Source organism: Streptomyces sp. NPDC055013, assembly GCF_053608645.1.
In genome coordinates this window covers 229,078-249,268 of the sequence record NZ_JBSGVW010000009.1, presented here as the reverse complement: position 1 = coordinate 249,268, position 20,191 = coordinate 229,078, and the positions used below count along the sequence as shown (strand labels likewise).

Below are 20,191 nucleotides of genomic sequence, written 5' to 3'. Positions count from 1 at the left end.
GCGGTCGGTGCGCTACCGCGCCCGCTCCACCCTCCGTTCGTCCCACACCGGCTCCGGAGTCTCGCGGACCCGCCCGTCGCTGCCGAACACGAGGTACCGATCGAACGAGCGGGCGAACCACCGGTCGTGCGTGACGGCCAGGACCGTCCCCTCGAAGGCCTCCAGCCCTTCCTGCAGAGCCTCGGCGGACTCCAGGTCGAGGTTGTCCGTCGGCTCGTCGAGGAGCAGCGCGGTCACACCCTCCAGCTCCAGCAGAAGGATCTGGAACCGGGCCTGCTGCCCCCCGGAGAGCCGGTCGAAGGCCTGCTCGGCCTGCTGGGTCAGCTCATAGCGGCGCAGGCGGGACATCGCGGCGCCCCGGTCCTGGGCGTGCTCCTTCCACAGGATGTCGAGCAGGGTCCGCCCCATCAGCTCGGGGTGCGCATGCGTCTGCGCGAAGTGCCCGGGCACGACACGCGCCCCGAGCTTCCACTCCCCCGTGTGCGCCACGCCTTCTCCGGCCAGCAGCCGCAGGAAGTGCGACTTGCCTGACCCGTTGGAGCCGAGGACGGCGACACGTTCGCCGTAGAAGACCTCCAGGGAGAACGGCTTCATCAGCCCCGTGAGCTCAAGCGCCTCGCAGGTGACGGCCCGCACCCCGGTACGCCCGCCCTTCAGCCGCATCCTGATGTCCTGCTCGCGCGGCGGCTCCGGCGGTGGCCCCGCCTCCTCGAACTTGCGCAGCCGGGTCTGGGCGGCGCGATAGCGGGAGGCCATGTCGGGGCTGTTCTCGGCGGCTTGACGCAGTGCCAGCACCAGCTTCTTCAGCTGGGCGTGCTTCTCGTCCCAGCGTTTGCGCAACTCCTCGAAGCGGGCGAAGCGGGCGCGCCGGGCCTCGTGATAGGTGGCGAAGCCGCCACCGTGCACCCAGGCGTCCGCGCCCGCCGGTGAGGGCTCGACGGAGACGATCTTCTCGGCGGCGCGGGCGAGGAGTTCACGGTCGTGGGAGACGAAGAGGACCGTCTTGCGGGTCTCCTTCAGCCGCTCCTCCAGCCATCGCTTGCCCGGCACGTCGAGGTAGTTGTCGGGCTCGTCGAGCAGCAGCACCTCGTCGGTGCCCCGCAGGAGCGCCTCCAGCACGAGCCGCTTCTGTTCACCGCCGGACAGCGTGCTCACCTGCCGCCACTGCGCCTTCTCGTACGGCACGCCGAGCGCGGCCGTGGTGCACATGTCCCACAGTGTCTCGGCCTCGTAGCCGCGCGCCTCGGCCCAGTCGGCGAGGGCCTGCGCGTACTTCAGCTGGGCGGCCTCGTCGTCGACGGTCATGATCCCGTGCTCGGCGGCGTCGACCGCCTTCGCGGCCTCGCGGATCCGGGGCGGCGCGACCGACACCAGCAGGTCACGGACGGTCGTCTCGTCCCGTACGGACCCCACGAACTGCCGCATCACGCCGAGCCCGCCACTGACGGTGACGGTGCCGCCGTGCGGCTTCAGCTCGCCGGAGATCAGCCGCAGCAGGGTCGTCTTGCCGGCACCGTTGGGGCCGACCAGCGCCACGACGGCCCCTTCTCCCACCCGGAAGGACACGTCGCCGAGCAACGCCCTCCCGTCGGGGAGGTAGTACTCGAGGTGCGCGGCTTCCAGATGTCCCATGGGGTCGAATTGTGGGGGCCGCCGAGGAGCCCGGGCAAACGCATATTCCGAAGGCCGGGCGGTTTCGGGCTCCCGGCCCTACGGCGCGTCCTCGTCGACGGCCTGTCCGGCCGGTCCGCTGTCGCCCGCCGGGGTGACGACCGCTCCCGCCCAGGAGAGCGCCTTCCAGCCGCTGTCGGGCGCCCCGTCCAGGACCACCACCCCGGTGTTGTCGAGCGGGTGCGCCGCGGCGAAGGGGACGTCGACGTTGGTGGCCCGGGCCGCCGTCCACATCCGGATCACGGCGCCGTGGCTGACCATGGCGACGGCCCCGGCCCCGCTGTCGGCGGCCTCGGCGACCACGGAGTCGTAGCGCGCCAGCACCTCCGTGCCGCTCTCGCCGCCCGGAATGCGCAGGTCGGTGTCGCCGGCCGCCCAGGCGAACACGGTCTTCATGTAGGCGTGCCCGGCCTCCGTGTCGCCGCGCAGCATCTCCAGATCACCGGCGAACACCTCACGGATCCCGTCCCGGACGAGCACCTCCAGGCCGCGAGCGGCGGCCAGCGGGGCGGCGGTGAGCTGGGTGCGGATCAGGGTGGAGGCGTAGAGCGCGTCGATGTCCTCGTCGGCCAGCGCCGCGGGGAGGGCGGCGGCCTGCTGCTCGCCGAGCGCGGTCAGGCCGGCGCCCGGGACGGCCGTGTCCAGCAGATAGTCCACGTTGGCCGGCGTCTGACCGTGGCGGACGAGGAGCAGGCGCATGTACGGGTTCCTCCGTGTGTCGGTCACCACCGGCCGGACAGCAATCGGCCACTTCAGGGTACCCACCCCTGTATGAGCCCAGACGTCGACCTCACCCTGCCCAAGCCCGGCCGCCACGCTGTGCGCAACCGGCTCCTCGCCCTCGACTCCCGGCTGTTCGAGTTCGCCGCCGAGCGGAACTGGCCGTATGCCGAGCGGGTCCTGCCGCGGCTGAGCCGAAGCGCGAACCACGGAGTGCTGTGGTTCGCGACGGCCGCCGCCATGGCCGCGAGCCGGACACCCCGGGGCCGCCGGGCCGCGGCCCGGGGCCTCGCCTCGTTGAGCCTGGCCTCGCTGACCATCAACACCCTCGGCAAGCGGTCGGTGCGCCGCCCCCGCCCCGTCCTGGACGCCGTCCCGGCGGTCCGGCAGCTGAAGCGGCAGCCGATCACCACGTCGTTCCCGTCCGGTCATGCCGCGTCGGCGGCCGCGTTCGCGACGGGTGTCGCGCTGGAGTCGCCCGCGTGGGGGCTGGCGGTGGGCCCGATCGCCTGGTCGGTCGCGCTGTCGCGGGTGTACACCGGCGTCCACTTCCCGAGCGACGTGTTCGCGGGCGCGGCGCTGGGCGCGGGTGCCGCGTTCGCCGTACGGGGCATGGTGCCGACGCGTGACCGTGCGGTCCCGCCGGCCCGGCCCCGCACGGACGTCCCGGCGCTGACCGAGGGGGACGGCCTGGTCGTGGTGGCGAACAAGGGGTCGGGCAGCTCCGACCGGGTGCACGCGCTGCTGGACATGCTGCCGCGCGCCGAGCTCGTCGAGTGCGAACCGGACGACACCCGGGCCGAGTTGCGCAAGGCGGCGGAGCGGGCCCGGGTGCTCGGCGTGTGCGGCGGCGACGGCACGGTGAACGCGGCCGCCGAGGTCGCGCTGTCGCACGGGCTGCCGCTCGCGGTGCTGCCCGGCGGCACGTTGAACCACTTCGCCCTCGACCTGGGCGTGGAGGACGAACGCGATCTGAGCCGGGCCATCCAGCGCGGTGAGGCCGTGCGCGTGGACGTGGGCCGGTTCACCTGCGGCGGCCGGCAGGGCCTGTTCCTCAACACGTGCAGCCTCGGCGTGTATCCGGAGCTGGTGCGCGAGAGGGAACGCTTCGAGCACCGGGTCGGCACCTGGCCGGCCGGAGTGCTCGCGGCCCTGCGCGTCCTGCGTAGCGACCGCCATCCGCTGCACGCCGAAGTCGCGGGCCGCGCCCACCCGTTGTGGATGCTGTTCGCCGGCAACGGCACGTACCACCGGATGGGCCTCGCCCCCGCCCGGCGCCTGAATCTCGCGGACGGCGTGCTCGACGTACGGGTCGTGCACGGCGGCCGCCGGCCCGCGCTGCGCCTGCTCGCGGCCGCCGTGGCGGGCCCTCTGACCCGCTCCCCCGCCCACGCCGCGGTGCAGGTCGGCCGACTGCACCTGTCCGGCGTCACACCGGGCGCGCTGCTCGCGTACGACGGCGAAGTCACCGAGGTGGGCGGCGAGGTGACGCTGGAGAAGCTGCCGGAGGCGCTGACGGTCTACCGGCCGCTGCCCGGCGCCTGAGCGGTCGAGAGAGTCCGGATGTCCATATACTAAAACGTGGGTCTCAGCATTCGACATACACGCGTACCGTGTCGTCCACCGCCCCGGGGCCGTGTGCCCCTGTGGCGGTACGACGAGACGAGGGGAACAGGCATGTCGAAGCCGCACGCGAAGCCTCAGGAGACCGCCGTCTACACGCACGGGCATCACGAGTCCGTGCTGCGTTCGCACACCTGGCGCACCGCCGCCAACTCGGCGGCCTACCTACTCGGTTCGCTGAAGCCGCACATGTCGGTCCTGGACGTCGGCTGCGGCCCGGGTACGATCACCGCCGACCTCGCGGCCCTGGTCCCCGACGGACACGTCACGGGCGTCGACCGGGCGCCGGAGATCCTGGAGCAGGCCCGGGCCGCGGCCGCCGGACGCGGTCTGGCGAACGTCGGCTTCACGGTCGCCGACGTGCACGCCCTGGACTTCCCGGACGACACGTTCTGTGTGGTCCACGCCCACCAGGTGCTCCAGCACGTCGGCGATCCGGTGGCGGCGCTGCGCGAGATGAAGCGGGTGACCAGGCCGGGCGGCCTCATCGCGGTCCGGGACTCGGACTACGCGGCCATGGCCTGGTATCCGGCTTCCCAGGGGATGGACGCCTGGCTGGACCTGTACCGCCGGGTCGCCCGCGCCAACGGCGGCGAGCCGGACGCCGGGCGCCGGCTGCGCTCCTGGGCGCTGAGGGCGGGGCTCACCGACATCACCGCCACGTCGAGTACCTGGACCTTCGCGACGCCGGACGAGCGGGCCTGGTGGAGCGGGCTGTGGGCGGATCGCACGCTGGCCTCGGCGTATGCCGGGCGGGCCACCGAGGGCGGGCACGCGAGTGCGGAGCAGTTGCGGGCCGTGTCGGAGGCCTGGCGGGAGTGGGGGCGCCACGACGACGGCTGGTTCAGCGTGCCGCACGGGGAGATTCTGTGCCGTAAGGACGCCTGAATCGTGCCTTTCTGGAAACTCGACGGGCAGGAGGTCAAATTATGGTTCCTATTCTGCTCGTACTGCTACTGGCTCTGATTCTCTTCGGTGCCGGATTTGCACTCAAGGCACTCTGGTGGATCGCGATCGTGGTTCTCGTACTGTGGCTCCTGGGATTCGTGATGCGCGGCACAACCACGGCAGGAGGCAGGGGCCGCTGGTATCGGTGGTGAGGAAGAGGACATGCCGGGGGTGAACTGAATTTACCGATGTGAATTCACTCCCGGGGAAGCAGCGGTCCCAGCGGCCCGAGGTCCAGATTGAGGTCCTCGGGCCGCAGTCCGTAGCGCTCGCGCAGCTCGGTCATGCGGTCGTCGAGCAGCATCAGCGTGAGCCCGATGCGCTCCTCCTGCTCCTCGCTCAGCTCGCCCGTGTCGAAGCGGCGCACCGCCTGGCGCTCCATGAGCTGGCGCAGCAACTCCACGACCGTCAGGACGAGTTTCACGAGGTCGCGTTCCACGGTGTCGGGTTCGAGGTCCAGGCGGTTGCGTCGTGATGTCACGTCAACTCCCCCCAGGGTGACGGAACCTGCTCATTGACGGAGCTGATCAGCGCGTTCAGGTCGATACGGACCAGGTCGACGTCCGCGATGCGCAGGGTGATGTCCCCCGTGACGACGACGCCCCCGGCGAGCAGCCGGTCGAGCAGGTCCACGAGGGCGACCTCACGGCGTTCCACGACGGTCACTGCCGCTCCCCCGGTTCCTCCGCGAACTCCTCGGTGAACGAATAGGCCGCCCAGGGCCCGGTGAGTTCGACCCGGATTCCCGGGGAATCGTCCTTCTCCCGGTCCACCAGTTCCACGAATTCCTCGGAATCCGCGCGCGGCACCAGATAGGCGGCGTTGAGCATATTCTGCCCGGACGCCCCGGAAAGGGTGGCGCTCTGCGGGGCGTGCAGCCGGGAATCCTCGGCGAACGCGGAAAGCTTTTCGTGCAGCCGGCCGGCGAATGCGGAGGCCTTTTGCCACACGTCCTCGCGGGCCCGCGTCTGCATGCGACGCCGGCGCAGATAGTCGCGACCGGACGTGCCCGCGGCCTCCGGTTCGGCGGTCTCCGCGCGCTCGGCGGGCTGCTCGGCGTCCGCGGACTCCGTTTCGGCGTACACCTTCACGCCCCACTCGACCCGCCCCTCGAGCCGGTCGAGGATGCGCCGGAAGTCCTCCTCGCGGGCCTCCATCATCGTGCGTACGCCGCTGTCGTCCCGGAAGACGGTGGCGAGCCGCAGCGGCAGCGGGGTGGTGACGACGGTGAGCGCGTCGATGACCTGCTGGTGGGCGCGGGCCGTCGCCGTGAGCCACTCCATGTCCTCCAGGTGGGCCCGGAGGGGCTCCTCGGCGAAGTCCACCTCGGGCACCGTGCTGACGACGGCGATCAGGCCGTGGTGGGTCATCTGCTTCGGCGGCGCCCCGGCCACCCCCGTCAGCTGGGACTGGAGGGCAGAGCGAAAGGGGCGGCAGACGGCGTAGACGTAGCGCAGTGCGGTCATGGGGCCTCCTCCTGTGCCCGGGCGGGCTCCAGCTGGGCCAGGCGCTCACGCAACTCGGCGTTCTCCCGGGTGAGTTCGTCGCGGCGGGCCCGTGTGGACAGTGCGGGGTCGTCCTCCCACCAGTCGATGCCCATCTCCTTCGCCTTGTCCACCGAGGCGACGATGAGCCTCAGCTTGATGGTGAGGAGTTCGATGTCGAGCAGGTTGATCCGGATGTCGCCCGCGATGACCACGCCCTTGTCGAGCACGCGCTCGAGGATGTCGGCGAGGTTGGCGCCGCCGCCGTCGTGACCGTAGGGCTGGGGCAGCCGCCCGGGGGTCGTCATCGGCGGCTCCTGCCACCGGCGTACTCGGCCTCGTCGACGTCCTCGTCCTCGGGCTCCTTCTCGGCTTCCTCCTCGGCCTCGGGTTCGTCCTCGTACTCGTACTCGTCATCGGCCTCGCCGTCGGCCTCGTACTCCTCCTCCGGCTCCTCCGCGTCCTCGTCCGCGTACTCCGCGTCCTCCTCGCCCGCCTCGTCCTCTTCCTCCTCCTCGGCGCGAGGCGCTTCCTCGTCCTCCTCTTCTCCTTCGTACGCCTCCTCGTCCTCCTCCGCGACCGCGTCCTCGTGGCTGCGGACGACCTCGCCGTCGCGGATCTCCCCGCGCCAGCCGTCCTCCGCCTCTCCCTTGAGGGTGATGAAGCGGACGTAGTTCTTGAGGTCGAGGCGGGCGCGGCGGCCCTGGGCGCGCCAGATGTTGCCGGTCTTCTCGAACAGACCCTTGGGGTAGTACTCGATGACCAGCAGGACGCGGGTGAGGTTCTCGGCGAGCCGGTGGAAGGAGACGACGCCCTTCGTGGTGCCCTTGGCGCCCTCCGACGTCCACGCGATGCGGTCGTCGGGCACCTGCTCGGTGGTGTGCGCCTTCCAGCTGCGGTTGGACCAGAAGACCTTCATCTGCCAGTCGGAACTCGTGTCGTCGGCACGGTTCGCGTTCTTCACGCCCTTCGCGAAGGTGCTGAAGTCCTGGTACTGGGTCCACTGGTCGTACGCGGTGCGCAGCGGGACGCCGACATCGACGTACTCGAGGATGACGGTGGGCTTCTTGCCCGCCCCGCCCTTGCCTTTGCCCTTGCCGCCGACGAGGTTCTTCAGCGCCCCGGTCACGCTGTCCTTGGCCCGGGAGGCGCCCAGCTCCAGGGCGGAGCGGAGAGGTCCCTTGCCCTCGGCGAGCTTGCGGCCGCCGTCCAGGGCGAGCTTGGCAAAGCCGGGGCTCTTGCCGTCGGCGATGTCGTTCAGTTTCAGCGTGGTCTCGCCGAGCTTGCGGCCGGCGCCGGTCAGCAGTCGTGTGGCCTGTGCGGCCACGTAGTCGCGCAGTTCGGCCTTGAGCCGGTCGGCTGCCTCGCTCTGGGCGACGCCGCTGAGCGATTCCTTCGCCCCGCGGGCCGTCGAACTCGCAGATCCGAGCGTGTCGGTCATCGCTCGCCACCACCCTTCGGCACCCGGGCCCGCGCGCTCCGGGCGGCCCCGCGTGCGGCGGTCGTCTTCTTGGCGGCCGTCTTCTTCGCTGTCGTCTTCTTGGCCGCGGTCTTCTTGGCGGGCGCCTTCTTGGCCGCCGACTTGGCGGTCTTCTTCGCCGGGGCCGCCGGAGCCTTCTTGGCCGCCTTGCGACGCGGCTTCTCCTCGGACTCCTCGGGCTCCTCGGACTCGGATTCCGAGGCCTCGGGCTCGTCGTGCTCCGACTCCTCGGCATCCTCGTCCCGGCCGCCGAGATCCGGCGTCTCGGGAACGACGCCCTCCAACTGGTCACGCACCTGTGCGGTACGCCCGTGCAGCCGGTCGGCGAAGGCGTCGAGCTGCCGCTCGACGAGGGCGCCCGACGCGGCCTGTCCGACGCCTCGCAGGTCCTCGCGCAGCTGGTCCCCGATCTCCTTGAACTGCGGGTTGTTCTGCAGTTGCTGGGACACCAGGTCCGCGAGCGCCCGCGGGCTCAGATGCATCCGCTTGCCGGCCACCATGGTGCCGATGGCGAACGCCAGTTTCATCTTCTTCGTACGTCCGAGGACGTATCCGGCCCCTACCGCGAGGCCCAGTCCCAATCGATTCATAGTGCCGTCCCATCACTTTCCGGTCCGGTGCGCCCGAGCGCGATCTCCAGCCGGTCGAGGAGTTCGTCCTCCCGGCGGTCGAACTCGTCCTCGTCGATCTCGCCCGAGGTCAACTGCTCCTCCAGGGCGGCGAGTTCGGCGCGCACCGTCGCCGGGTCGTAGTAGATGCGCTCCGCCTCCTGCACGACCTGTCCGATCACCCATGCGCTGCCGCGCACCGGAGCGAACGGCAGCAGCAGTACCTCTCCGACCAGTCCCACGGCCTCACTCCTCCGCGCTCTGCGCGCCGATCGTGGTTCCCGCGGGCTCGGCGGGGCCGGGGTCGACGAAGCTGTACGGCGGCAGCGGGCCGTTGAGACGCACCTCGAGGTGCGGATGGCCCTTGCGGAGCTGCTCCACGGCCGTGAGGAACGTCTCGACGCCGTCGCGATCCACCAGGAACGACACGTTGGCGAGCCAGCCGGAGGAGTCGGGGCCCACGCTGACCGCGTCCGCGGCCGGTTCCAGGGTGTGCTGGACGTCGGTGGCGTCCTCGGCCTCCTGGGCCTTGACCGCGGCGACCACCATCTCGCCGAGCCGCAGCCGCTCCTCGTAGGTGCCGCCGCCCGCCTGCCGGTTGGCCTCCGTGATGGCCCGGATCTCCGGGTTCTCGGAGAGCACCCGGTGCAGTACGGCCTCTTCGGCGTGGCTGGCCTTGATGTTGTACTCGACCTTGCCGTCCAGGGCCGTGAGCCGCTCCTTGTAATGCTCGGCGCGTTCGGCGAGGACTCCGGTGACGGTGTCGTCGTCAGGGGCGACGCTGCCGAACCGCATGGGCAGCACACAGCCGGCCGCGCCCGCCTCGGCGAGCACGTTCGAGTGGGCCAGCAGTTCCCTGCGCTTGGGGCGCAGCCCTTCGGGGGCGTCGCTGACGAGGGCCGCCAGGTCGCCCTGCTTCAGCATGCGCAGCTGGCGGGGCGGGTCGCCGACGCCGCCCACGGCGCTCGGGAGTGAGGGGTGCGAGCTCGCGGTGATGCCGTACACATACGTGCTCACTCCTGCTCCTCCTTCCTGCGGGACGCGGTGGACTTGCGGGCGCGCGGCCTGGACTCGCGCTCACCCTCGTCCCGGTCGTCCCGCGCCTGCTTGAAGGCGTCCGAGATGGTCTCGGCGGCGCCGGACAGCGCCCCCTTTGACTTGCCGCGTGCGCCGGACTCGGTGATCTCCCCGACGAGGTCGGGCAGGCCCGGGCTCTTGCGCGGGCCCGCCTCCAGGTCGAGGCGGTTGCACGCCTCCGCGAAGCGGAGATAGGTGTCGACGCTGGCGACGACGACCCTGACGTCGATCTTCAGGATCTCGATGCCGACGAGGGAGACCCGTATGAATGCGTCAATGACGAGCCCCCTGTCCAGGACGAGCTCCAGGACGTCGTAGAGGCCGCTGCTGCCGCCTCCGCCGCCGGACTGCTGTGCGGGTACCACGGTCATGCCGATCTTTCTCCTTGTCCGGGATGGTGTGACGGGCGTGGGTGTGCGGCCTAGCGGCCGCCGGACCTGCGTGCGTCGGACCGTCCGCGTTCGTAGCGGCGGACCCGGCGATAGCCGGTGAGCTGCCCCTGGTGGTCGAGTTCCACCTGGTAGCTCGCCATCAGGCTCATCGTGTCGGGGACGCGGCTCAGCTCCAGGACTTCGATCTCCAGTGCCCAGCCGTCCTCGGTCTGTTCGAACGAGGACACCGTCTCGGCGTCCTTGCCGGTGAGTTCGGCGAGCTGAGCGCGTGCCTGGCGCAGCACCTCCATGGGGGACGGCTTGTCGTCCGCCCCGCCCTGTCGTTGTCTGGATGATTTGGGTGAGTTCTGTGAATCAGTCATGGGCGCCTCCAACGGCGAGTGGCCCGGAAGGCCTTGGCCAAACCCATGAGTTTGTGTGTCTCAGCCACGGAGTGCGTCGAGCCGGCGGCGCGCGGGTCCCAGCGCACGGGGCCGGCTCATCACCCCCTCCCATGGGTTGGTGCGGGCCTGTTCCACGGCGTCCGCGATGCTCCAGCGGCGGGCGTCGAGATCCGGGTCGTCCAGGTGGGACCAGGTCAGCGGGGTGGCGACGGGTGCGCCGGGACGGGGGCGCACGCTGTAGGGCGCGACCGCTGTCTGGGCGTAGGCGTTGCGCTGCACGTCGAGGTAGAGGCGGTCGCCGCGGTCCTTCTTGCGGGCGGCGGTGGTGAGCCGGTCCGGGTGGGCGGCGGCGAGGGTGTCGGCGACGTCCCGGGCGAACTCGCGTACCTGGTCGTGGTCCTCCTCTCCCTTGAGTGGCACGACGACGTGCAGGCCGCGTGAGCCGGTGGTCATCAGCGCCGACGGCAGCTTCAGCTCGTCGAGCAGTTCGCCCAGCAGCCCGGCCGCCTGCCTCACCTGCCCGAAGTCGTCACCGGCCGGGTCGAGGTCGAAGACCAGGCGATCGGGCCGGTCGACGTGCTCGGTGCGTGACAGCCAGCGGTGCAGGGTGAGGCAGGCCTGGTCGGCGAGGTAGATGAGGGTCGCGACGTCGTCGCAGACCGTGTGGCGGACGGTGCCGTCCTCCTTGGCGACCTCGACGCGGGAGATCCAGTCCGGGTAGTGCTCCGGGGTGTTCTTCTGCATGAACCGCGGGCCGTCGATGCCGTCGGGGTGCCGCTCCAGCATCAGCGGGCGGCCACGCAGGTGCGGCAGCAGGAACTCGGCGACGGACCGGTAGTAGTCGACGAGGTCGCCCTTGGTGTACTCCTTCGCGCCCCCGTCGCCGGGAAAGAGCACCTTGTCGACGCGTTTGACCTCGACGGTACGGCGGCCCGCCCGCACCTTCCTCGTACCGTCGTCGTCGGTCACCGTACGACCGCCTCCTCCACCAGCAGCTTGCCCGCGGCGGCGATGGACGCGGCGTCGATGCCCGCGGCGTGCAGCTGCTCGTCCGGCGAGGCCGAGCCCGGCATCATGCGGACGGCGAGGCGCACCAGGCGGGGCACCGGGCGCCCGTCGAGGAACGCGTCGAGGACGGCGTCGCCGATGCCGCCCTCCTCGTGGTGGTCCTCCACGGTGAGCAGGCAGCCGGTCTCCTCGGCGGCCCGGCGCAGGGTGTCCCGGTCGACGGGCTTGACCGAGTAGAGGTCGAGGACCCTGACCTGGATGCCCTCACGGGCCAGGACGTCGGCGGCGGCGAGCGCCTCGTGCACGGTCACGCCGGCCGCGACGACGGTCAGCCGGTCGCGGTCACTGGAGCGCAGCACCTTGCTGCCGCCGACCGGGAACTCCTCGTCGGGGCCGTAGATGACCGGGGCGGCGCCGCGCGAGGTGCGCAGGTAGCGGACGCCGTCCAGGCCGGCCATGGCCGCGACGAGCTGCGCGGCCTGGTTGGCGTCGCACGGGTACAGCACGGTCGAGCCGTGCACGGCCCGCATCATCGCCAGGTCCTCCAGGCCCATCTGGCTCGGCCCGTCCTGCCCGATCGCGACGCCCGCGTGCGAGCCGACGAGGTTGATGCCGGCGCCGCTGACGGACGCCATGCGCACGAAGTCGTAGGCGCGGGTGAGGAAGGCGGCGAAGGTGGAGGCGTACGGCACCCAGCCACGGGTCGCGAGCCCCACCGCCGCGGCGACCAGCTGCTGCTCGGCGATGTAGCACTCGAAGAAGCGGTCGGGGTGTTCCTTGGCGAAGAACTCGGCGCGGGTGGAGTCGCTCACCTCGCCGTCGAGGGCGACGATGTCGCCGCGACCGGTGCCGAGCGCGGCGAGCGCCTCGCCGTAGGCGTTGCGGGTGGCGACCTCCTCCCCCTTGTCCCAGCGGGGCAGGTCGAGGCGGCCGTCGGGTACGGAGTGCAGCATGCGGGTCGCGGACGGCTCGTGGACGTGGATGCGCAGGTCGCGCCGTCCGCCGAGTTCGGCGATGGCCTCGTCGGCATCCGGCAGCGGCTTTCCGTGCAGTCCCTCACGGTCCTCCACGGCCTCGACGCCCTTGCCCTTGAGAGTGCGGGCGAGGATCACGGTGGGCTGCCCGACGGTGGACTCGGCCTCTGCGTACGCGCGGTCGATGGCGTCCACGTCGTGCCCGTCGATCTCGATGGTGTGCCAGCCGAAGGCCTGGAAGCGGCGGGCGTAGGCGTCGAGGTCATGGCCGTGCCGGGTCGGGCCGCGCTGGCCGAGCCGGTTCACGTCGACGATGGCGGTGAGGTTGTCCAGACGCTCGTACGCCGCGTGCTCGGCGGCCTCCCACACGGACCCCTCGGCGAGCTCGCTGTCCCCGCACAGCACCCACACCCGGTACCCGGTCCGGTCCAGTCGCTGCCCGGCCAGCGCGATGCCGACGCCGACCGGCAGCCCCTGCCCGAGCGACCCGGTCGCGGTCTCCACCCAGGGCAGCCGCCGCGGCGTCGGATGCCCTTCGAGCCGGCTGCCGAGCTTGCGGAAGGTGACCAGTTCGCCGTCCTCGATGGCGCCGGCGGCCTTGTAGGCGGCGTACAGAAGCGGCGAGGCGTGTCCCTTGGAGAGGACGAAGCGGTCGTTGCCGGGGTGGGCGGGTCGGTCGATGTCATAGCGGAGGTGCTCCGCGAGGAGGACGGCCATCAGATCCGCGGCGGACATCGACGAGGTCGGATGCCCCGATCCCGCGGCGTCGGACGCACGCACGCTGTCCACCCGCAACTGCTGTGCCAGTTCGACGAGTTCAGCGGTGTTCATGAGTCTCCTTTTGAAGGGTCCTGGGAGCGGGGTTCGGGGGCGATGGGCGCGTCCGGGTGCGGTTTGTGGACGGCCGGTGTCCCGGGGGGAGGTTCGCCGCCCGTATCGGCGCCGGGGCCGGAACCCGGCTCACGGCCACCCGCTCGGGAGTCGGGCCGCTTCACGGGTCCGGGGGGTTCGGGGTGCTTGGCGGCGTCGGGGTCCTGGACGGGGTCGGGCGGTTCGGTTCCCTCGGGGCCGTCGGCCTGGTTCCCGGCGGGCTCGCCGCCCGGCCGGCTCCCGGCAGGCTCCCGGCGCTTCTCCCCCTTTTTGTCCTGTGCACCCTTCTCTGCCCGCCCCGGTACCCGTGCCACCTCCGGCGACGCCGTGTCCAGCGGTACCGACCACGACCGCACCAGCCCCAACTGGACGGCCTGGCGCGGCAGTACGGCGTCCAGGAGCCAGTCGGCGGCGACGCGGACGCGGTTGCCGGGCATGGCGGCGAGGTGGTAGCCGCGGGTCACCGCGCCCGCCGCCACGCCGGACAGGGGGACGCCGAGCGGGTTGGCCGCGGCCTTGACGCCGCCCAGGTCGACGACGAAGCCCAGGTCGCGGTGGCGGTAGGCGCGCCGCTCGCCCATGCCGAGGGACGCGGCCACGTTCTGGCCCACCGTCCTGCCCTGCCGCCAGGCGTGCTGGGCGGTCATAGGCGTGTACTCGCCGGGCTTCTCCAGATCGGGCACGGCGGCCGCGTCCCCGGCGGCGAACAGCTCGGGCCGGCCGGGCACCTGGAGGTGCGGGTCGACGAGCAGGCGGCCCTTCTCCATGGGCAGTTCGAGGGACTCGGCGAGCGGATCGGGCCGTACGCCGACGCACCACACGAGCGTGCGGGTGTCGACGAACGAGCCGTCGCTCAGCACCACCCCGTTGTGCGTGGCCTCCTTCACCGAGGTGCCCATCCGCACGTCCACGCCCCGCTGCCGCAGCACCCGGTCGGCGGTCCGCGACAACCTCTCGTCCATCTCGGGCAGCACGCGATCGGCGATGTCGAGCAGCAGCCAGCGTGGCCGCATGCCCGCGCGCAGGGGGTGCTTGCGCACCTGGGAGTCGGTGAACAGCTGGCCCTGCGCGGCGACCTCCGTGCCGGTGTAACCGGCACCCACCACCACGAAGGTGCAGCGTGCGGCGCAGCTCTTGGGATCATCCGCGGTGGCCGCCAGCTCCACCTGCCGGGTCACGTGGTCGCGCAGGTACAGCGCCTCGGGAAGGCCGCGGAAGCCGTGCGCGTGCTCAGCGACGCCGGGGATGGGCAGCAGCTTGTTCACGCTGCCCGCGGCGAGGATCAGCCGGTCGTAGGGCAGCGTTCCCACGTCGCCCTCGGGGCCGGTGTAGTGGACGGTGTTTCCGTCCAGGTCGATGCCGTCGGCCTCGCCCAGCACGAGCCGCACATGGCGCAGGGTGCCGGACAGCGAGACGGTCACCCGGCGCGGTTCCAGGATGCCGGCGGCGACCTGGGGCAGCAGGGGCAGATACAGGAAGTAGTCGGTCGGGTTCAGCAGGGTGATGTCGGCTTGACGCCGGGTGATCCGGGAGAGGGTGCGTGCCGCCCGGTACCCGGCGAATCCGGCGCCGACGATCACGATGCGGGGTCGACTCACGGTTGGCCTCCGGGCCTGTCGCGTACCTCGGGAGCCTTCCGCGTCCCCCTGGTCAGGGCCGCCAAACGTCCGCCCCGGTGACGGCGCCGGTTTCCGGAACCTCGAGGCAGCACGTCAGGGCCACGCCCAGGCGCCCGGCCCGGTTTCCGGCCGGGCCTCCGGGTACCCGGGACGGCGACCCGTCATCGCCGCCGACGCGGCAGCCCCGGAGGTGCCCTTCATGCCCGAGTACGGCTACTTCCTGGCGACCGAGGAATTCCGCCCCGCCGATCTCGTCGAGCAGGCGCGCATGGCCGAGCAGGCCGGATTCCAGTCGCTGTGGATCTCGGACCACTACCACCCGTGGAACGACGCGCAGGGCCAGAGCCCCTTCGTGTGGTCGGTGATCGGCGCGCTCTCGGGGGCGGTGTCCCTGCCCATCGAGACGGCCGTGACCTGCCCGACCGTGCGGATCCACCCGGCGGTGGTGGCCCAGGCGGCGGCGACCTGCGCGGTGATGACGAACGGCCGATTCCGCCTCGGCGTCGGCACCGGCGAGGCCCTGAACGAGCACATCCTCGGCCATGTGTGGCCGCCCGCGAGCGTGCGCATGGACATGCTGGAGGAGGCGATCCTGATCATGCGCCGGCTGTTCTCCGGCGAGGAGATCAGCCACTACGGCACCCACTACCGGGTGGAGAACGCCCGCCTCTACACGGTCCCCGACGAGCCCGTCCAGATCGACGTCTCCGGCTTCGGCCCGGCGGCGACCTCCCTCGCGGCGCGGGTCGGCGACGGCTTCATCACGATGATGCCGGACGAGGAGCTGGTCACCCAGTTCCGCAAGGGCGGCGGGAACGCCAAGCCGGTCATGGGCGGCACGAAGGTCTGCTACGGCACCGACCGCGACGAGGCCGTGCGCACCGTCCGCCGGCTGTGGTCCAACCAGCTGCTGCCCGGTGAGATGGGCCAGATCCTGCCCTCGCCGAGCCACTTCGAGCAGCTCGAGCCGCTGATCACCGAGCAGATGGTGCGCGAGAACACGGTGTGCGGGGACGACACCGACGAGCACGTGTCCGCGCTGAACGCCTTCGCCGAGGCGGGCTTCGACCGGATCTACGTCAACCAGATCGGACCCGACCAACGCGGCTTCTTCGACTTCTACCGTACGAAGGTGCTGCCTCAGCTCCAGCAGTGAGAGGGACGGCCCAGGACGCCATGAAACTCCATCTCCCCGTCGTCTCCGTCTACACGGTCCCCACCGACGCCCCCGAGGCGGACGGCACGCTGGCCTGGAACTCCACCACCGTGGTGATCGCCGAGGTGGCGGCGGGCGACGCGACCGGCACCGGCTGGACATACGGCCCGGCGGCGATCGGCGACTTCCTGCGCGACCATCTCGCACCCCTCGTCGAGGGACGTGACGCCCTGGACATTCCGGCCGCGCACGACGCGATGGCCCGCGCGATCCGCAATGCCGGCCGCGCCGGCGTCGCCGCGTGCGCGATCTCGGCGCTGGACATCGCCCTGTGGGACCTCAAGGCCCGACTCCTCGAACTGCCCCTGGCCCGGCTCCTCGGCCTGTGCCGCGAACGCGTCCCCGTCTACGGCAGCGGCGGCTTCACGACGTACCACGACAAGCATCTGGCCGCGCAGTTGAACGGCTGGGTGCACGGGCAGCACATCCCGCGCGTGAAGATCAAGATCGGTGAGGACCGGGGCCGCGCGGTGCTGCGCGACATGTCCCGGGTCGAGGCCGCGCGTCAAGTGATCGGCCCCAAGGCGGAGTTGTACGTGGACGCCGACGGCGCCTACACCCGCAAACAGGCGGTCCGCGTCGGCCACGCCCTCGCCGAGCACGGCGTCGGCTGGTTCGAGGAGCCGGTGTCCTCGGACGACCTGACGGGCCTGCGTCTGGTCCGCGACCGTCTGCCGTGCGACGTCACGGCCGGTGAATACGGCTACGACCTCCCGTACTTCGCCCGCATGATCACCTCGGGCGCGGTCGACTGCCTCCAGATCGACGCCACCCGCTGCGGCGGCGTCACGGAGTTCCTGCGCGCCGCCGCCCTGGCGCAGGCCCACGGCCTGGACGTCTCGGCCCACTGCGCCCCGCACGCCCACGCCGCCGCGGCGGCCGCCGTCCCCAACCTCCGCCACATCGAGTGGTTCCACGACCACGTCCGCCTGGAGGACATGCTCTTCACCGGCGCCCTGGACCCGACAGGCGGCGCGGTGGCCCCGACCCAGGGCATCGGCCATGGGCTGACGTTGCGGGCGGAGGAGGCCCAGGAGTACCGGGTGGCCTGAGCAGGAGAACCGGGGTGCCCACGAGGATCCCGGCACAGGCGTTGTCGACCCGGACGTAGATGCGCCCGAAGGCGTCGGCGACTTGCTGGACCGCGTGGTCGACGGCTTGGCGCCGGCCATGTCCGCGGTGACGGTCAGCGCCTCACGGCCGGCCTGCTGCACCTCGTCCGCTGCCCCGGCGAAGCCCTCCCGGCCCGGCCGACACCACCGGCCCCGGTCACGACGAGGGCCCTGCCGCGCTTCGGCAGGGCCCTCTCCCACGGCATGCGCACGGGCGTCACGCCCGGTGGTGCGGCTGCTCGGGGCCGATGTCGTCAGGGAGCGGATTGCGTGCACCGCGCGCGTCCGGCGTCCCCACGCCCGGCACTGCGGACCCGGGCGGCGCGGGCGGCATGGGCGGGTACGGCACGGCGCCCTCGGCGGTGTGACCGTGAGTGGCCGTCAGTCCCGCCTCGTCCGCCGCCGGCCGGCTCGCGGACGGACGTGCCGCGCCGCGCAGCGCATACGCCGCCGCGCCGAGAATCACCGCGGTGATCAGTGCGGCGGCCCAGTCCGGCAGCCCGGCGCCGAGGCCCAGTCCCAGCGCGAGCGCGAGGGCCGCGCCCGCGTACAGGGCGACGGCGCCGGACGCGGCGTACAGCGTGGCCCGGCGGCGCTGCCTGCGCGTCTGTTCGCGCAGTTCGTCGCGGACGGTCTCACGCGCCACCTGTGCCAGCTCGTCGACCAGGTGCTTGTCCAGGTGCTCAAGGTGATCCAAGCGGTCCATGGGCGCCGAGTACCCGTACGGGCATACGTATAACACCGCCGTCACGCGCCGTGTGAGGGGATCGCGTGAAACGATCACACTCCCCGGCCGCCCCCAACTAGGCTCGTCCGTATGGACATCCTGGGAACCACGCTGCGTGTCTGCGTCGACGACCTGGAGACCGCGGTCCCGTTCTACGAACGGCTCGCGGGCGCCCCCGCCCTCCGCTTCGAGCGCGGCGGCGTCCAGGTGGCCGCGATCGGCTGCTTCTTGCTGATGAGCGGTCCGGAGGCCGAGCTGGAGGTGCTGCGCAAGGTCGCTGCGACGATCGCCGTCAAGGACGTCGACGAGGCGCACCAGGTGCTGAGCGAGCTGGGCGCCCACATCATCGCAGGCCCGGTGCCGACGCCGGTGGGACGCAATCTGCTGGCGCTGCATCCGGACGGGACGATCTACGAGTACGCGGACCGTCAGTCCTGATCGAAGGCCGACACGACGATGTCGGCGAGCAGCGCGCCGGCCGTGCCCTCCGGGTCCAGATCGGGGTCGTAGATGGTGACGTTGAGGCCGGCGCAGTGCGCGGAGGCGAGCAACGGCCTCAGCAGCGCGACGAGTTCGTCGGGCATGAGGCCTTCCGGGTCGGGGCTGTCGACGGCGGGCATGACCGACGGGTCGAGGACGTCGGCGTCCAGGTGCACCCAGAAGCCGTCCAGTTGCGGGATCTCGAAGGCCTGGCGGGTGACGGACCCCAGGTCCTGCGCGCCCCATTCGCGCAGGTCGCCGACGGTCACCACGGGAATCTTCAGGTCGGCGAGCTCGGCGCGATCCTCCTCGAAGCAGTCGCGGATGCCGAAGTACCGCACGTCCTCGTCGCGCAGATAGGGCCTGAGCCCCTCCAGGTTGGTCAGGTCCTCCTGCCCGCGCCCGGTGGACAGCGCGACCTCCTCGCCGCCCGCCGCGCCGACCCGCTCGGAGTTGCCCGGGTGCCGGAAGTCGGGCGAGGCGTCCACGACGGCCAGCCCGTAGCGGCCGATACGGCGCAGCGCGAGGGCGGCGCCCAGGTTGATGGAACAGTCGCCGCCCAGGACGACCGGAAGGTCCCCGGCGCGCACATGGTGCTCGATCCGGTCGGCGAGCCTGCGGGTGTACCCGGCGATGGCGGCAGCGTTGAACACGCCGTCCCCCTCCTGCCAGTCCCCCCTGTCGTACCTCGGCGGCACGACCACACCGCCCTCCAGTGCCCGCAGGCGCTGCACGATCCGCTGCTCACGCAACGCCCCGGCGAGTTTGTGGCAGCCGGGCACGGCGCCGGGGGCGGGCGGGCGCAGGCCCAGGTTGGAGGGTGCGTCGAGCACGACGATATTCCGCATGCGGTTCATCCTCGCCGACGTAGAGTCGGCCTTCAATGCCATTGACGCGGGAGCAGGTAGCGGGAGCATGAGCGAGCAGCACACGTACCGGGTGATCGTCCGGGGCACTTGGGACACTCTCACCGACACGGCCCGCGCACAGCTGCTCGCCGAGGCCGGGGAGCACGGTCTGACCAGCATGCGGTTCAGCGAGGAGGGGTCGCTCTCCTACGAGCCGTCGCCGCTCAAGCACTTCTCGATGCGCTACGTGGTGGTCTCCGACGCGGCGGACGGCGAGGAGATGGCCGGCGTGATCGCCGAGGACCGGGCCGAGAGGGCGCTGCGCGAGCTGGGCTACGGCTACCGCGATCTGAAGTCGACGGTCACGGACCTCGACACGATGAAGATCAACTTCAAGCCCGCATCTCGGCGGTGATCGCCCACCGCTGATGGTCCCGCCAGGCCCCGTCGATGAAGAGCATGCCCGGCGAGAAGCCCTCCAGGCGGAAGCCGCAGGCGCGGGCGAGGGCTATGGAGGCGGTGTTGGCCGGCTGGACGTTGATCTCCAGCCGGTGCAGGCGCAACGGGCCGAAGGCGTGGCCGACCACCAGGTCGAGGCCCTCCCGCATGAGGCCGCGCCCGGCCGCGTGCGCGAAGGCGCCGTAGCCGAGGGCGCCGCTCTGGAAGGCGCCCTCGACGATGTTGTTGATGTTGATGAACCCCGCGATGCCCCCACTGTCGTCCTTCGCGCAGACCAGGAACCCCGCCTTGGTCGGGTCCTCGATCAGCCGCCCGGCGTAGGCGGCGTACGCGGTGCCGCTGTCCGGCGGGAAGAGCCAGGGCTGGTGCAGTTCCTTGCTCTGCCGGGCGCGCGCGGTGAACTCGCCACCGTCCTCGTAGGTGAAGTGGCGTATGCCCACGCGGGGGCCTTCGGCGAGGTAGCGGGACGCAGGGTGCGGCATTCCGACAGCG

General features: G+C 71.6%; 25 protein-coding genes. 7 read left to right on the top strand and 18 right to left on the bottom strand.

The window, feature by feature from the left end; genetic code table 11:
• Positions 1-12: 12 nt before the first annotated feature.
• Complete coding sequence (locus tag ACWGDB_RS14850) at positions 13-1,632, bottom strand: ABC-F family ATP-binding cassette domain-containing protein (protein WP_383609925.1); 1,620 nt, start codon at positions 1,630-1,632, stop codon at positions 13-15.
• 78 nt (positions 1,633-1,710) lie between these two features.
• Positions 1,711-2,370 (bottom strand): histidine phosphatase family protein, encoded by a 660-nt coding sequence (locus ACWGDB_RS14845; RefSeq protein ID WP_453822794.1) that lies wholly within the window; start codon positions 2,368-2,370, stop codon positions 1,711-1,713.
• 72 nt (positions 2,371-2,442) lie between these two features.
• Between ACWGDB_RS14845 and ACWGDB_RS14840 the strand changes: the two genes are divergently transcribed.
• The 3 genes from ACWGDB_RS14840 (at position 2,443) to ACWGDB_RS14830 (ending at position 5,114) form a co-directional block, all read left to right on the top strand.
• Positions 2,443-3,936, top strand: coding sequence for a phosphatase PAP2 family protein (locus ACWGDB_RS14840; RefSeq protein WP_453822793.1), 1,494 nt, complete (start codon positions 2,443-2,445; stop codon positions 3,934-3,936).
• Between the two features lie 132 nt (positions 3,937-4,068).
• Positions 4,069-4,902, top strand: a complete 834-nt coding sequence (locus ACWGDB_RS14835; protein ID WP_453822792.1) for a class I SAM-dependent methyltransferase — start codon at positions 4,069-4,071, stop codon at positions 4,900-4,902.
• A gap of 41 nt (positions 4,903-4,943) precedes the next feature.
• A complete protein-coding gene (locus ACWGDB_RS14830; protein ID WP_383609914.1) occupies positions 4,944-5,114 on the top strand; it encodes a hydrophobic protein in 171 nt (56 codons plus the stop codon).
• Positions 5,115-5,158: 44 nt separating this feature from the next.
• Here ACWGDB_RS14830 and ACWGDB_RS14825 read toward each other — a convergent pair whose 3' ends face one another.
• From ACWGDB_RS14825 to ACWGDB_RS14765, 13 genes are read right to left on the bottom strand one after another with little or no spacing between them, the layout of a single operon-like run.
• The gene (locus ACWGDB_RS14825; protein WP_453822791.1) at positions 5,159-5,443 is read right to left on the bottom strand and encodes a gas vesicle protein K; all 285 of its coding nucleotides are present in this window, start codon (positions 5,441-5,443) and stop codon (positions 5,159-5,161) included.
• Positions 5,440-5,628: a gas vesicle protein gene (locus ACWGDB_RS14820; protein ID WP_030953078.1), complete on the bottom strand. Its 189-nt coding sequence runs from the start codon at positions 5,626-5,628 to the stop codon at positions 5,440-5,442. The genes ACWGDB_RS14825 and ACWGDB_RS14820 overlap by 4 nt, the downstream gene beginning before the upstream one ends.
• A complete protein-coding gene (locus ACWGDB_RS14815; RefSeq protein WP_453822790.1) occupies positions 5,625-6,428 on the bottom strand; it encodes a GvpL/GvpF family gas vesicle protein in 804 nt (267 codons plus the stop codon). Before ACWGDB_RS14815 ends, ACWGDB_RS14820 begins: the two co-directional genes overlap by 4 nt.
• The gene (locus tag ACWGDB_RS14810; protein WP_383609907.1) at positions 6,425-6,754 is read right to left on the bottom strand and encodes a gas vesicle protein; all 330 of its coding nucleotides are present in this window, start codon (positions 6,752-6,754) and stop codon (positions 6,425-6,427) included. Before ACWGDB_RS14810 ends, ACWGDB_RS14815 begins: the two co-directional genes overlap by 4 nt.
• Positions 6,751-7,887, bottom strand: coding sequence for an SRPBCC family protein (locus tag ACWGDB_RS14805; protein ID WP_453822789.1), 1,137 nt, complete (start codon positions 7,885-7,887; stop codon positions 6,751-6,753). Before ACWGDB_RS14805 ends, ACWGDB_RS14810 begins: the two co-directional genes overlap by 4 nt.
• On the bottom strand, positions 7,884-8,516 hold the full coding sequence (locus ACWGDB_RS14800) for a DNA primase (RefSeq protein ID WP_453822788.1): 633 nt from the start codon (positions 8,514-8,516) through the stop codon (positions 7,884-7,886). Before ACWGDB_RS14800 ends, ACWGDB_RS14805 begins: the two co-directional genes overlap by 4 nt.
• Positions 8,513-8,776: a gas vesicle protein GvpG gene (locus tag ACWGDB_RS14795; protein ID WP_383609898.1), complete on the bottom strand. Its 264-nt coding sequence runs from the start codon at positions 8,774-8,776 to the stop codon at positions 8,513-8,515. The genes ACWGDB_RS14800 and ACWGDB_RS14795 overlap by 4 nt, the downstream gene beginning before the upstream one ends.
• Positions 8,777-8,780: 4 nt before the next feature.
• Positions 8,781-9,551: a GvpL/GvpF family gas vesicle protein gene (locus ACWGDB_RS14790; protein WP_453822787.1), complete on the bottom strand. Its 771-nt coding sequence runs from the start codon at positions 9,549-9,551 to the stop codon at positions 8,781-8,783.
• Positions 9,548-9,982: a gas vesicle structural protein GvpA gene (locus tag ACWGDB_RS14785; RefSeq protein WP_383609892.1), complete on the bottom strand. Its 435-nt coding sequence runs from the start codon at positions 9,980-9,982 to the stop codon at positions 9,548-9,550. Before ACWGDB_RS14785 ends, ACWGDB_RS14790 begins: the two co-directional genes overlap by 4 nt.
• Before the next feature lie 50 nt (positions 9,983-10,032).
• Positions 10,033-10,365 (bottom strand): gas vesicle protein GvpO, encoded by a 333-nt coding sequence (locus ACWGDB_RS14780; protein ID WP_383609890.1) that lies wholly within the window; start codon positions 10,363-10,365, stop codon positions 10,033-10,035.
• A gap of 60 nt (positions 10,366-10,425) precedes the next feature.
• Positions 10,426-11,355, bottom strand: a complete 930-nt coding sequence (gene ligD, locus ACWGDB_RS14775) for a non-homologous end-joining DNA ligase (protein ID WP_453822786.1) — start codon at positions 11,353-11,355, stop codon at positions 10,426-10,428.
• On the bottom strand, positions 11,352-13,199 hold the full coding sequence (locus ACWGDB_RS14770; protein ID WP_453822785.1) for a transketolase: 1,848 nt from the start codon (positions 13,197-13,199) through the stop codon (positions 11,352-11,354). Before ACWGDB_RS14770 ends, ligD begins: the two co-directional genes overlap by 4 nt.
• Positions 13,196-14,836 (bottom strand): FAD-dependent oxidoreductase, encoded by a 1,641-nt coding sequence (locus ACWGDB_RS14765; protein WP_453822784.1) that lies wholly within the window; start codon positions 14,834-14,836, stop codon positions 13,196-13,198. Before ACWGDB_RS14765 ends, ACWGDB_RS14770 begins: the two co-directional genes overlap by 4 nt.
• 220 nt (positions 14,837-15,056) lie before the next feature.
• Between ACWGDB_RS14765 and ACWGDB_RS14760 the strand changes: the two genes are divergently transcribed.
• Both ACWGDB_RS14760 and ACWGDB_RS14755 read left to right on the top strand, forming a co-directional pair.
• Entirely contained in the window at positions 15,057-16,013 is a 957-nt protein-coding gene (locus ACWGDB_RS14760; RefSeq protein ID WP_453822783.1) for an LLM class F420-dependent oxidoreductase, read from the top strand.
• Between the two features lie 20 nt (positions 16,014-16,033).
• Entirely contained in the window at positions 16,034-17,125 is a 1,092-nt protein-coding gene (locus ACWGDB_RS14755) for an enolase C-terminal domain-like protein (RefSeq protein ID WP_453822782.1), read from the top strand.
• A gap of 277 nt (positions 17,126-17,402) precedes the next feature.
• Here the strand turns inward: ACWGDB_RS14755 and ACWGDB_RS14750 are convergent, their stop codons facing one another.
• The gene (locus ACWGDB_RS14750; RefSeq protein WP_453822781.1) at positions 17,403-17,891 is read right to left on the bottom strand and encodes a phage holin family protein; all 489 of its coding nucleotides are present in this window, start codon (positions 17,889-17,891) and stop codon (positions 17,403-17,405) included.
• A 111-nt stretch (positions 17,892-18,002) separates the two neighbouring features.
• Here ACWGDB_RS14750 and ACWGDB_RS14745 point away from each other — a divergent pair, with 111 nt between their 5' ends.
• Entirely contained in the window at positions 18,003-18,350 is a 348-nt protein-coding gene (locus tag ACWGDB_RS14745; protein WP_369274398.1) for a VOC family protein, read from the top strand.
• Here ACWGDB_RS14745 and ACWGDB_RS14740 read toward each other — a convergent pair.
• Entirely contained in the window at positions 18,341-19,240 is a 900-nt protein-coding gene (locus ACWGDB_RS14740; protein WP_453822780.1) for an arginase family protein, read from the bottom strand. The two genes, ACWGDB_RS14745 and ACWGDB_RS14740, sit on opposite strands and share 10 nt — an antisense overlap.
• Positions 19,241-19,307: 67 nt before the next feature.
• Here ACWGDB_RS14740 and ACWGDB_RS14735 point away from each other — a divergent pair, with 67 nt between their 5' ends.
• The gene (locus ACWGDB_RS14735; protein ID WP_453822779.1) at positions 19,308-19,655 is read left to right on the top strand and encodes a DUF6204 family protein; all 348 of its coding nucleotides are present in this window, start codon (positions 19,308-19,310) and stop codon (positions 19,653-19,655) included.
• Here the strand turns inward: ACWGDB_RS14735 and ACWGDB_RS14730 are convergent.
• Positions 19,633-20,181 (bottom strand): GNAT family N-acetyltransferase, encoded by a 549-nt coding sequence (locus ACWGDB_RS14730; protein ID WP_453822778.1) that lies wholly within the window; start codon positions 20,179-20,181, stop codon positions 19,633-19,635. The two genes, ACWGDB_RS14735 and ACWGDB_RS14730, sit on opposite strands and share 23 nt — an antisense overlap.
• Positions 20,182-20,191 lie beyond the last annotated feature (10 nt).